The organism is Halomonas sp. BC1, assembly GCF_002078135.1.
GTDB classification, from domain to species: domain Bacteria; phylum Pseudomonadota; class Gammaproteobacteria; order Pseudomonadales; family Halomonadaceae; genus Vreelandella; species Vreelandella stevensii.
The window spans coordinates 238,934-246,019 of record NZ_LFGS01000004.1; the positions used below are offsets into that span (position 1 = coordinate 238,934).

Below are 7,086 nucleotides of genomic sequence, written 5' to 3' on the forward strand. Positions count from 1 at the left end.
GCGAAAAGGAGGCCGTGCTATGCGAGCCGTTCGCTCAACCACCTGCCAATATCGTTGACCTGCTGCGGGCAGAGCGCGTGGGCCATGGGATATTGACGATAGTTCACCGAGTAACCGAGTGCCTTGAGACGCTCGACGCCAGAGCGGCCAAGCGTTTCAGGCACGATGGGGTCAAAGTTACCATGATGCACCTCAAGGGGGATATGGCGGTTGGCCTCGGCCAGTTCAATGCTGTCGGCGGTGGCAAAGTAGGTCGACATCGCCAGCAATCCGCCCAATGGCTGGGGAAACGAGAGGGCTGCCTGATAAGCCACGGCGCCGCCCTGAGAGAACCCCGCCACGATGATGCGCTGGCTATCGATGCCTTGATCGATCTGCTCCTGAATCAGCGCCTGAATACGCTCAGCGGAGGTTTTAAGCTGCACTTCGTCCACCCGGCGCCCCAGGTCCATGGCCAGAATGTCGTACCAGGCGGGCATCACCATGCCCCCATTGATGGTCACCGGCAGGCGCGGCGCATGGGGCATGATGAAGCGCACATGGGCGCTTTCCGGCAAGGCCAGCGCAGGCACCAGCGGCTCGAAATCGTGCCCGTCGGCACCGAGTCCATGAATGATGAACACGCACGCATCGGCGGGTTGACCATGTTGCGGCTCGATAATCAGTTCGCCTGGAGCTGTCATGTCGCATTCCTTGGTGGCTATCAAAAGCGCCACCCTAGCGTAAAGCGGCGCGTTGGGCGAGTCCTTCCCCGCTTAAAACGGCCACACCCACGGAATCAACGTCACCGCAATGGCCCCGGTCAGCAGGTTCAATCCACCTCCTACGCGCAGAAAGTCCCCCAGCCGATACCCCCCTGGGCCATGCACCATCAGATTGGTCTGGTAGCCAATGGGGGTCAGGAAACTGGCCGACGCAGCAAACATGACGGCCACCACGTAGGGCATGGGATTGACGCCCAGGCTTTCGGCCGCCGCCATTACCACCGGAAAGATGATCACCGCCGCCGCGTTATTGGTCACCATCTCGGTGAGCAGCGCCACCACGCAGTAGGTGCCCAACAGCAGTAGCCAGGGGTTGCCTGCCACCAGCGAGAGAATACCGCCCGCCAGTACGTCGGCTGCTCCAGAGGTTTGCAGCGCCGCCCCCACCCCGAACGAGGCGGCAATGGTCAGCAGGACCTGAGTATCCAGACCCCGCTTGGCCGCGCCTACCGTACAGCAACCGGTCAGCAGCACCATGGCAGCGCCCAGCATGGCGGCATTGAGCATGCTGAGCACGCCAAAGGTCGCCAGCATCACCGCCCCCAGCAGGATCGCCCAGGCCAGCGGTGCCTTTTCATGCACCGGCCTGGCCGCACCGTTGAGCTCACTGATCAGCAGGAAATCTCTGGACTGGCGATGGCGCTCGATGAACGGCGGGCGAGCCTCCAGCAGCAGAACGTCCGCTGGCTGCAGGCGTACCTGCCCGAGGTTGCCGGTCACCCGCTCGCCGCCGCGGCAAATCGCCAACACCGCCGCTCCGTACAGGGTTCGAAAGCGGCCGTCGCGAATGCGCTGGCCAATGAACTGGCACTGGCTGGAGACCACGGCTTCTACCAACCGTCGCTCCTTGAACTCCTTCTCCAGGCTGGAGGCACCATCCCGAGAGGGAATCAGCCCCCGGATCTGCTGCAGCTCCACGGCCGCCGCCGACGTGCCCACGAACACCAGCCGGTCACCGCCCTTGAGCTGCTCGCCCGGCCCCACCACGCTGACCACGTTACCGTCACGCTCGATCTCGACCAGAAACAGCTCCTGAAGATGCCGCAGCCCCGCCTCCTCCACGGTGCGGTTCACCAGCACGCCGGTGGGGTCCACCTCCATCTCGATGGTAAACTCCCTCGGGTTGGCAAAAGCATTGGCGACGCCTTTACGGGCAGGCAGGATGCGCGGACCCAGCACGATCAGGTAGGTAAGCCCGGCCAGAGCCACCGGCAGGCCAACCCAGGCCAGGTCGAACAGTCCCATGGCCAGCTCCGGGTAGCGCTCCACCAGCAGCCCATGCACCACCAGATTGGTGCTGGTGCCGATCAGCGTGATGGTCCCGCCCAGGATGGAGGCAAAGCTCAGCGGCATCAGCAGCCGCTGGGGAGACAGCTTCAAACGGCGGCTCCAGCTCATCACCGCAGGGATATAGGTGGCCACCACCGGGGTATTGTTGAGGAAGCCGCTCAGCGTTGCCACCGGCAGCAGCAGCCGGGTCAGGGCGCCCCGCTCGGTGCCCGGGCGGCCCAGCACATAGCGAATGATCAAATCGATGCCGCCGGTTTCACGGATGCTGGCCACCAGCACGTACATGAACGCTACGGTGAACAGGCCGCTGTTGGAGAAGCCCCCCAGCGCCTGCTGCGGGTCGATGACCCCCAGGGTCAGCAATACCACCACGGCCCCCATTAGAATGATATCGGGGCCCAGGCGCGACAGCGCCATGAGGGGGAAAATCGTCAGTACCACCCCAACGGCAATCCAGGCATCCAGCGACATAAACCCATATCCTTGATAAACGAACCTGGGGATATTGTGCCGCCTGCTCAATATTCTAAAAAGTTATTTTTAGAAACACAGTAAGAACAAAATAGAATATACCCATGAGGGGTGAGGGGAAAATCGTGACAAACAAAAAACCCCGCACGAAGGCGGGGTTTTTTTACAGGCTGACCCGTAGGTCACCTGACAACATCATTCGTTCAGATTACAGAACTTTGATGTTGGAAGCCTGAAGGCCTTTTTTACCCTGGGTGACGTCGAAGGAAACCTTCTGGCCGTCTTGCAGAGTTTTGAAGCCGTCAGCTTGAATTTCGGAGAAGTGCGCGAACAGGTCGTCGCCATTGTCGTCCGGAGAAATGAAGCCGAAGCCTTTAGTGTCGTTAAACCACTTAACGGTACCAGTTGCCATGATCGAAATCCTCGATGTAGCTTAATGAAGAGCCGGGTAATACCCGAGTTGCAGTGGGTAGAACAAGAAACTTTCACCAGACTCAACGCGAGAGCGTTTCGATACTGCTGACTACGTTCGACTTGCTAACCAACTGCATGCAGCATGCGCTTAACGACGCTGCACGTCAACACTATGATGGAAAAAAATGTCAGTGCAATGACTTTTCTTCCAAAATCCATCCAGCGGCCTTTTCGGCGATCATCAGCGTCGGCGAATTGGTGTTGCCACTGGTGATGGTGGGCATCACTCCCGCGTCGGCCACCCGCAGTCCAGACACCCCGCGAACCCGCAATTGCGCATCCACCACGGCCATGGGGTCGTCGTCTTTTCCCATCCGCGTGGTGCCGACCGGATGGAAAATCGTCGTGCCAATATCCCCGGCCAAGCGGGCCAGTTCCTCGTCGGTCTGGTACTCCACGCCCGGCTTGATCTCCTCCGGGGCGTATCTGGCAAAGGCGGGCTGCTCGGCGATGCGTCGCGTCACCCGCAGCGAATCGGCGGCCACCTTGCGGTCCTCGGGCGTGCTCAGATAGTTCGGCGCGATCGCCGGTGGCTGGCGCGGGTCGGCGCTTTTCAGGCGCACGGTGCCTCGGCTGGTGGGGTTCAAGTTGCATACGCTGGCGGTGATCGCAGGGTACGGGTGCAGAGGCTGCCCAAAGGCTTCGAGACTCAACGGCTGCACGTGGTACTGGATATTGGGATACGGCTGGTCGTCGGAACTACGCGTGAAGGCGCCCAACTGCGACGGCGCCATGCTCATGGGCCCCGTGCGCCGCGTGAGGTACTCCCATCCGATGCCGGCTTTGCCCCATAACGTGCTGGCCATGGCGTTCAGCGTTTTGGCATTGCTGACACGATACACCGAACGTATCTGGAGGTGATCTTGCAGGTTCTCACCCACCCCCGGCAAGTCGTGCACGACCTCGATGTCGTGCTCGGCAAGGTGCTCGGCGGGACCGATGCCCGATAACTGCAGCAGGTGGGGCGAGCCAATCGCGCCGGCACACAGCACGACTTCCTTGCTGGCCTGCACACGCAGAGTCTTGCCTGCTCGCACCACTTCGACTCCTTCGCAGCGCGGGACGGCCTGATCACGCTCGAAGCAGAGCCGGTTCACCTGGGTGGAGTGCCACAGCGTCAGGTTGCCCCGCTTCAAGGCCGAGCGCAAGAACGCCTTGACCGTGTTCCAGCGCCAGCCGTCGCGCTGGTTGACTTCGAAATAGGCAACGCCTTCGTTACTGCCTCGATTGAAGTCCTCGGTTCGAGGAATACCGGCCTGAACGGCAGCTTCGGCAAAGTCATCCAGCACCTGCCACTTCAGGCGCTGCTTCTCCACCCGCCACTCGCCGCCGTGGCCATGAAACGCGCGGTGAGTGTCATCACCGTCGCTGCCTTTATCCAATCGGTAGTGGTTTTCGTGTTTGATAAAGTCCGGCAGGCAGTTCTCCCAGCGCCAGGCATCGCTACCGGTCACTTCCGCCCAGTGGTCGTAATCTCGCGCCTGGCCGCGCATGTAGATCATGCCGTTGATACTGGAGCAGCCGCCCAGGGTCTTGCCGCGCGGATAGATCAGCGAGCGACCGTTCAACCCCTGGTCGGGCTCCGTGCGAAACAGCCAGTCGGTGCGCGGGTTGTTGATGCAATACAGGTACCCGACGGGTATATGAATCCAGTGGTAGTTGTCTCGGCCACCGGCTTCGATCAGCAGCACCCGATTGTTCGGGTCGGCGCTCAGTCGGTTGGCCATCAGGCACCCTGCGGTGCCTGCGCCTACCACGATATAGTCAAAGCATTGCATGGCGGCATGAGCCGCCATGGGGGTAGTTGTATTGTTGGACATGCGGGTGACTCCGGTGAAGAGCGGGCGTTACTTCGCCGTGGGCATCACGAATTCGGCACCGGCGTCGATGGAGTCAGACCAGCGCTGCATGATCGACTTCTGCTTGGTATAGAAGCGCACGCCCTCTTCGCCATAGGCATGGGTATCGCCAAACAGAGAGCGCTTCCAGCCGCCGAAACCATGCCACGCCATGGGCACGGGAATCGGCACGTTGATACCGACCATGCCCACCTGGATACGGCGGCCAAACTCACGGGCAACGCTACCGCTTTCGGTGAAGCAGCTCACGCCGTTACCAAACTCATGGTCGTTGATCAGCTGAATGGCGGTGGCCACGTCCGGCACGCGCACGCACACCAGCACCGGGCCGAAGATCTCTTCTTTATAGATCGTCATGTCGGGGGTCACGTGATCGAACAGCGTGCCGCCCATCCAGAACCCCTCGGCACAGCCTTCTCCCGCGTTGGCGCCGTCGAATTCACGGCCATCGACGATCAGCCGTGCACCCTCGGCCACGCCCTTTTCGATGTAACCGGTAATGCGCTGATGGGCCTGACGGGTCACGATGGGGCCCATTTCGGCATCCAGCTGCATGCCATCCTTGACCTTCAGCGCCTGGGCTCGCTCGGTGAGCATCGGCACGACTTTATCGGCAACGTCGCCCACCAGCACGGCCACGCTGATGGCCATACAGCGCTCACCGGCGCTGCCGTAGGCGGCACCGATCAGCGCATCGACGGCCTTGTCCAGGTGGGCATCGGGCATCACCACCATGTGGTTCTTGGCGCCGCCCAGCGCCTGCACTCGCTTGCCGTGCTTCGCGCCGCGCTCGTAAATCAGGTTGGCAATGGGGGTGGAACCGACGAACGACAGCGCCTTCACCTCCGGATGATCGATCAGCGCTTCCACGGAGTCCTTGTCGCCCTGCACCACGTTGAACACGCCATCCGGCAGGCCCGCCTGCTGCAACAGGTCGGCAATCATCAGCGAAGCGCTGGGGTCCAGCGGGCTGGGCTTGAGAATGAACGTATTCCCGGCGGCAATCGCGATGGGGAACATCCACATGGGCACCATGGCCGGGAAGTTGAACGGGGTGATCCCCGCCACCACGCCCAGCGGCTGTCGCACGGTCCAGTTGTCGATGCCGGTACTCACCTGCTCGGTATAGTCACCCTTCAACAGCTGAGGGATGCCACAGGCAAACTCGACGATATCGATGCCACGCGCCACTTCCCCCTGGGCGTCGGTGAACACCTTGCCGTGCTCTTTGGTGATCGCTTCGGCCAGCGCATCCTTGTGTGTATTGAGCAGCTCCAGAAACTTGAACATCACCCGAGCGCGGCGAATGGGGGGCGTGTCGGCCCAGGCAGGGAAGGCCGCCTGGGCCGCCTGCACGGCCGTGTCCACATCCGCCGCCGACGCCAGTGCCACGCGGCCGGTGACCTGACCCGTGGCCGGATTGAAAACGTCCTGGGCAGTACCGGAGGTGCCTTCGCTGCGCTGGCCGTTGATGAAGTGGTGAATGGCGTGAGTTGTCATTGTCGCTACCTTTATAAACATCGTTTAAGTGACGAGGAGAATCTGCCCTAGACTACCCGGCGCCACAGGCCAAGCAATTGAGTAATTTTTAACCCGGATATAAGCTCTGCTAATAACATGACAACGAAGGTCATCGACCATGCAGGAGTACGCCACGCTACGGGCCTTTGTGGCCGTTGCCCATACCGGCAGCGTGTCTCGCGCCGCTGAACAGCTTCACCTCACTCAGCCTGCCGTCAGCCTAAAGTTGAAGCAGCTTCAACAACACCTTGGCCTGACGCTGTTCACCCGGCGCCCTCAGGGCTTGCGCCTCACTGCCGATGGCTATGCCCTGCTGCCCGCCGCCGAAAACGCCCTGGCCAGTGCGCTGGCATTCGAACAAAGCGCCAGTGCCCTGCACAGCACCCTGCGTGGCAAGCTGCGCATCGGCACCATCGTGGACCCTGAATTCATCCGCCTGGGCGATTTTTTGAGCCGCCTGATGGCCCGCGCGCCCCAGCTGGAAACGGAGCTGCACCACGGCATGAGCGGCAGCGTGCTGGAAGACGTGGTGCACAGCGAGCTGGATGTGGGCTTCTTTCTGGCACCGCCCGGTGAAGGCCCAGCCCATGACGCCCTGGCCTGGCGTGAGCTGACCCACTTTCATTACCACGTGGTGGCGCCCCCGGGCTGGGAGGCCAAGCTGGCCGACACCCGCTGGGAAGCGCTGGCCAGCCTCCCCTGGATCG

At 61.7% G+C, this 7,086-nt stretch carries 6 protein-coding genes; 1 reads left to right on the forward strand and 5 read right to left on the reverse strand.

The window, feature by feature from the left end:
• Positions 1-17: 17 nt before the first annotated feature.
• From B7L72_RS02665 to B7L72_RS02685, 5 genes are all read right to left on the reverse strand, one after another.
• Positions 18-683 carry an alpha/beta hydrolase gene (locus B7L72_RS02665; RefSeq protein ID WP_081192386.1) on the reverse strand — a complete coding sequence of 222 codons (666 nt, stop codon included), beginning with the start codon at positions 681-683 and terminating at the stop codon, positions 18-20.
• A 72-nt stretch (positions 684-755) separates the two neighbouring features.
• Positions 756-2,525: an SLC13 family permease gene (locus B7L72_RS02670; RefSeq protein WP_081192388.1), complete on the reverse strand. Its 1,770-nt coding sequence runs from the start codon at positions 2,523-2,525 to the stop codon at positions 756-758.
• Between the two features lie 208 nt (positions 2,526-2,733).
• The gene (locus tag B7L72_RS02675; RefSeq protein WP_009101184.1) at positions 2,734-2,937 is read right to left on the reverse strand and encodes a cold-shock protein; all 204 of its coding nucleotides are present in this window, start codon (positions 2,935-2,937) and stop codon (positions 2,734-2,736) included.
• 190 nt (positions 2,938-3,127) lie between these two features.
• On the reverse strand, positions 3,128-4,795 hold the full coding sequence (locus B7L72_RS02680; RefSeq protein WP_081192823.1) for a GMC family oxidoreductase N-terminal domain-containing protein: 1,668 nt from the start codon (positions 4,793-4,795) through the stop codon (positions 3,128-3,130).
• Between the two features lie 51 nt (positions 4,796-4,846).
• Positions 4,847-6,358: a CoA-acylating methylmalonate-semialdehyde dehydrogenase gene (locus tag B7L72_RS02685; RefSeq protein ID WP_016916379.1), complete on the reverse strand. Its 1,512-nt coding sequence runs from the start codon at positions 6,356-6,358 to the stop codon at positions 4,847-4,849.
• A 139-nt stretch (positions 6,359-6,497) separates the two neighbouring features.
• On the opposite strand from B7L72_RS02685, the gene B7L72_RS02690 reads away from it, so the two are divergent.
• Positions 6,498-7,086 (forward strand): LysR family transcriptional regulator (locus B7L72_RS02690; RefSeq protein ID WP_139788431.1); only part of this gene is annotated, 589 nt, incomplete at its 3' end.

Coding starts and splice junctions, on each gene's coding strand:
- B7L72_RS02675 (WP_009101184.1), bottom strand. CDS start 2,937: ATGGCAACTGGTACCGTTAAGTGGTTTAACGACACTAAAGGCTTCGGC.
- B7L72_RS02680 (WP_081192823.1), bottom strand. CDS start 4,795: ATGGCGGCTCATGCCGCCATGCAATGCTTTGACTATATCGTGGTAGGC.
- B7L72_RS02685 (WP_016916379.1), bottom strand. CDS start 6,358: ATGACAACTCACGCCATTCACCACTTCATCAACGGCCAGCGCAGCGAA.
- B7L72_RS02670 (WP_081192388.1), bottom strand. CDS start 2,525: ATGTCGCTGGATGCCTGGATTGCCGTTGGGGTGGTACTGACGATTTTC.
- B7L72_RS02665 (WP_081192386.1), bottom strand. CDS start 683: ATGACAGCTCCAGGCGAACTGATTATCGAGCCGCAACATGGTCAACCC.